This window comes from Microbacterium sp. RURRCA19A, assembly GCF_900156455.1.
In the GTDB taxonomy this organism is placed as follows: domain Bacteria; phylum Actinomycetota; class Actinomycetes; order Actinomycetales; family Microbacteriaceae; genus Microbacterium.
In genome coordinates, this window is sequence record NZ_FTNQ01000010.1 from 1 (window position 1) to 4,020 (window position 4,020).

Consider the following 4,020-nt stretch of genomic DNA (forward strand, 5'->3'; position numbering starts at 1 on the left):
CCGCCAAGTAGTTCACGTTGGAACCCCCGGTAAGCGCAAGCTGGCCGGGGGTTTTGTCGTGACTCCCTTGGTCTGGGCCTGGCTTGTCGTTCGCGGTGTGGGGCGCGTTTTTGCCCCTCCTCCCCACTAGTGCCGCCACGGCAGCTGCGGGCGCGGTGAGCGCCCCTGTCACCGCACAGTGCGCCTCGTTCTGAGCCTCCGGGACGCGCTGGTCGTGGTCGTCGAGGAGGTCAATTTGGAAGGGTTCGAATATGGCCTGGTTGAGGCGGCGTTTGATGTCGTCATTGGCGGTGTCGTAGATCGTGGCGGCATGTTCGAGTGCAGCCAGCACAGTTTCAAGTCTTTCGTAGAGCACGGCGCGGCCCTCTTCTGCGGTGCGTAGCTGGTGCGTGGCGGTGGCGATCTCGCGGTTGACGTCGACCTGGCGCGACTTCACGTCCTCGGGAGACAGAGTTTCGTCGAGGTAAGCATCGATGAGCTTCTGCTTGCGGCGGTTCAATACCGCCAAACGTGATGTCTGCTGTGCAATCAGTGTTTCGCTGTCGGAGACGTAGGCGTCCAGCTGGGCAGTGGCGTTGCGGCGTGCCTCGGCGAGTTCGGTCGGTGTCAGCCGGGCGCGCCTGCGCCACTCTTTCCGCACCGCGGCTTCGACCTTCTCCATGCTGATGTACGGCAGGTCACAGTCGGTTCGACCGGTGTGGCGTCCGAGGCAGAAGAAGTAGTCGTAGACCCCACCTTGTCCGCGGGACTTGCCGTAGCCAATGCGGCCACCGCAGCGTCCGCAGATGAGGCAGCCTTTCAGGGCATGGCTGAGTTTCCATGACCGGTCGCCGGCCAGGCGCCGGTCGGCCAGGATGTCTTGGCAGCGCTGCCAGATGAACGGGTCGATGATGGCGGGGTGCGCCCCGTCCATGACGACGCCCTGGTAGACGATCTTGCCTGTGTAGTACGGGTTCTTCAGCATGCGGTGCAGCTGCGCCGTGGACAGCGGTGTGCCGCGGTACTTCTGTGTCACCCGACCGCGCAGACCGCGAGCATCGAGGGCTTCGGCCAGGGTCGAGATACTCCAGTCGCCCGTGGCGTACGTGTGGAACGCCCAGGTGATGTGCGGTGCCCGTTCGGTATCGACGGCGATGCCTTTGACTTCTTGTCCACCTTCGCGGCTGAGAGTGTTGAGGTACCCGATCGGGGCGACACCGTGCGTGCCACCGTTGCGAGCCTTTTGCGCCATACCTTTCCTCGCCTCGAGTGACAGATTGTCCGAGTAGTACTGGTTGATACTCGCCATAACGCCCTGCAAGAGTTGCCCTGCCGGGCTGGCATCGACGGCTTCGCTGACCGACACGAGCTCGGTGCGGGCTTTCTTCATGGCGATGAGCAGTGCCATGTCATCCGAGCGGTCTCGGATGAGCCGATCTAGCTTGTGGACGATGATGTAGTCGAACGTGACCTCCGCATCGTTCGACTGCATGTCAGTCAGCATTTGCTGAAGTGCAGCTCGGTCTGAGGTTCGAGCCGTCTCACCAGCGTCGACATACTCCCGAACTACCTCCGCTCCAAGCTCACGAGCGCGGCGTTGGCAGTACTCGCGCTGCTGCGGGATGGAGTACCCCTCGGCCTCGTTGTTCTTCCGGGCCTGCCGAGGTGTCGAGACGCGCAGATAGATGGCGGCCCGCTTGGTGGTCACCGTGGGAGTGATTGTTGATGTTGGAACCACCTTCGCGGCGGTGGCTGGTGTGGTGATGGTCATCGAAGTGCCCTCCTCTCTCAGTTAGCCTCCGTATTTTTTCTCGTTTGACCAGGTTTTTCCATAGTCCGATCGCACTTCGCCACCTCTTAAGGGGCTGGTTTCGCCCACGGAGAACGAAGTCGCCGGTGGTTGACGTCGTAGTGCTCGTCTCCTGTCGGGGTGTTGCGAAAACGTCATCACTTGGTGGGCACCGCATGAGATGTCTTGGTGCATCTCGTCGTGCTGTCACCTTGGCCGTTCTCGAATCCGAGTTACCAGACGTCTTCCGCTTCTAGGGCCTATGCCCCCACGGTCTGTCGCTGACGCCCGGAGACGACTGACCCGAGATGAGCCGCGCGATGACCGACATAACTGATCTTCCGACAACGCCGTGCCCGCCGTGGTGTGAGTACCTTCAGTGCCGAGAAGACAACCCAGCCGACCGCTACCATCAGCGATTCGTGGTACTGCCCATCGTGCGGCGACAACGGGCTGACGTTGCCGTTGCTGACGAGTTAGCCGTCGTGCTCTTCACGAGCGCCACCACTTCAGACGACGTGTGGATTGGGTTTGATCTGGGCGAAGGCCGCGCGAGTATCACGCTCTCGATCGAGAGTGCACAGCGGATGCATCGACAGCTGGCCGCCGCCCTCCGCGCGGCATCTGGCGAGGCTTAGGGGATCCCGCCATGGGCGGGATAGTCGGCTCCCTTACCCGGCGAAAAGCTGCGGAATCACGGGGCAAACGAAGGTGTCGTCATCGTCGTGACCGGACGGGCGATCCGACAGGCGACCGGACATCGGGTGCAACCAGGCTGAACCGGACTTCAGTGCGGCGTGAGGGCAAACGCCACTGCTCCAGTGAGGAGCACGATATTCAAAAGCGCCAGAGGAATGATCGTGGGCTTGAGGTGTCCGGTGCGGGAGACGTGCACGGTGTACCGCACCAGGTTGATGGTCGCCAGAACGGCAGTTGCCAGAAGCCAGACCGGTGAGACTGCCACTGCGAGGACTGCGGAAGAAAGCACGGCGATGATGCCGACGAGGTGAAGCCGCGAGTGTGTTGCTGCTGCGCGCATCCGGGTTCCTTCCTGTGAGCGAGGGGGCCGACACCGATGCGATCGGTGACGGCCCCCTCCATGGTACGTATCGTCAGCCGAGGCCGCAGCGCGTGTCTCCGAAGTCGGCACCGAGAGTATGTACGGTGCGGGCGCAGTACGAGGGCTCTTGTGCAACCACGGGGCCAAGCTGAAGCTTGAACTTGTACTGCCCGTAGACGTACCCGGTGTTGCGGCTGATGCCCTTGCCTGTCGATGATCCGGTGTACGACCAGCCAAGAGCAGACGTACGGCCTCCGCCGTCAACGAAGCTAACGCTCGTCACGCTGCTTCCGGAGCGGCAGGCGCTTCCTGTCGTCCAGAACTCTCCTAGCTTCGCACCGACCTGGTTGGAGAACGATCCGCGCGTGGTGTACTGCGAGCACGAAGCCCTGGCGGCCGTCGCTGACGTCGTGGCGCTCTTCGTAGGAGTCACGCTCTCGACCTTGAAGACCGGCGTCACCCACTTGTCGAACAGCGCCCGATCCGTCTTGCTGAGCTTCGCGAGTGCGGCCTCTGGATTGGGGGCGTTGTAGACGGTCGTGAATACGGCTTCTGCAGCGGCAGTTTCATTGCCGGTTGCCGCGTTTGCGGGAGCGACTGCGCCAACAGTCAGCCCCGCGACAATGGCGACGGCTGCTACCGCGCGCCCAAGGATGGACTTCATTGCTAATTCCTCTCGGTTGTCGTTGCCGAGGCGTAGAGGAAAACGAATCCCGCCCCCACGGCTCGCTTGATCCCCAGACTCAGCCTCGTGGCGGTCAATCTCCAGACTCCGCGTCTGCTGTTCACATGATGTTCAACGCTCTTCGGGGAATAGATCGCCACTCGACGCGCTCCTCGTGTTGGCGCGTCACCGCTCGATCCCCATGGTCTCCCTGATGTGCGATATGCCGTCCTGAAAGCAGCCGTGCTGCCGCGTTTGGGTCACGACATCAGACCAGCCTCATGGCTGGTCAGTCGGCTCCCTACCGTGGCGACTTGCCGCATTTTTACGGGGGAGCGCGCGCCAGGAACTGCATCCGAAGAGACGGTCGATCGGATGGGGCGAACGGACGGTGTTTGCAGCGGTGGAGCAGCCTGCTGAGCCTGCCCACCGCCGCGTAATGGGATCACGCTCTACGAGTGAGCGCGATCGTTAGCTCTCTGTTCGTTGCTAACGCCGCGCGGAGCAATCGTTCGAGCTCGCGGCTAG

Annotated in this window: 3 protein-coding genes; all 3 read right to left on the reverse strand. The window is 62.4% G+C overall.

Annotated elements, in window-relative coordinates; all coding sequences use genetic code 11:
• A partial coding sequence (locus BW982_RS17340) for a recombinase family protein (protein ID WP_139327551.1) occupies positions 1-1,750 on the reverse strand: 1,750 nt, incomplete at its 3' end.
• Positions 1,751-2,555: 805 nt separating this feature from the next.
• Positions 2,556-2,807, reverse strand: coding sequence for a hypothetical protein (locus BW982_RS18045; RefSeq protein WP_139327552.1), 252 nt, complete (start codon positions 2,805-2,807; stop codon positions 2,556-2,558).
• 73 nt (positions 2,808-2,880) lie between these two features.
• A complete protein-coding gene (locus BW982_RS18050) occupies positions 2,881-3,492 on the reverse strand; it encodes a hypothetical protein (RefSeq protein WP_139327553.1) in 612 nt (203 codons plus the stop codon).
• Positions 3,493-4,020: the final 528 nt, after the last annotated feature.

Excerpts from the sequence above, each read along its gene's own strand:
- BW982_RS18050 (WP_139327553.1), bottom strand. The coding sequence starts at position 3,492 with ATGAAGTCCATCCTTGGGCGCGCGGTAGCAGCCGTCGCCATTGTCGCG.
- BW982_RS18045 (WP_139327552.1), bottom strand. The coding sequence starts at position 2,807 with ATGCGCGCAGCAGCAACACACTCGCGGCTTCACCTCGTCGGCATCATC.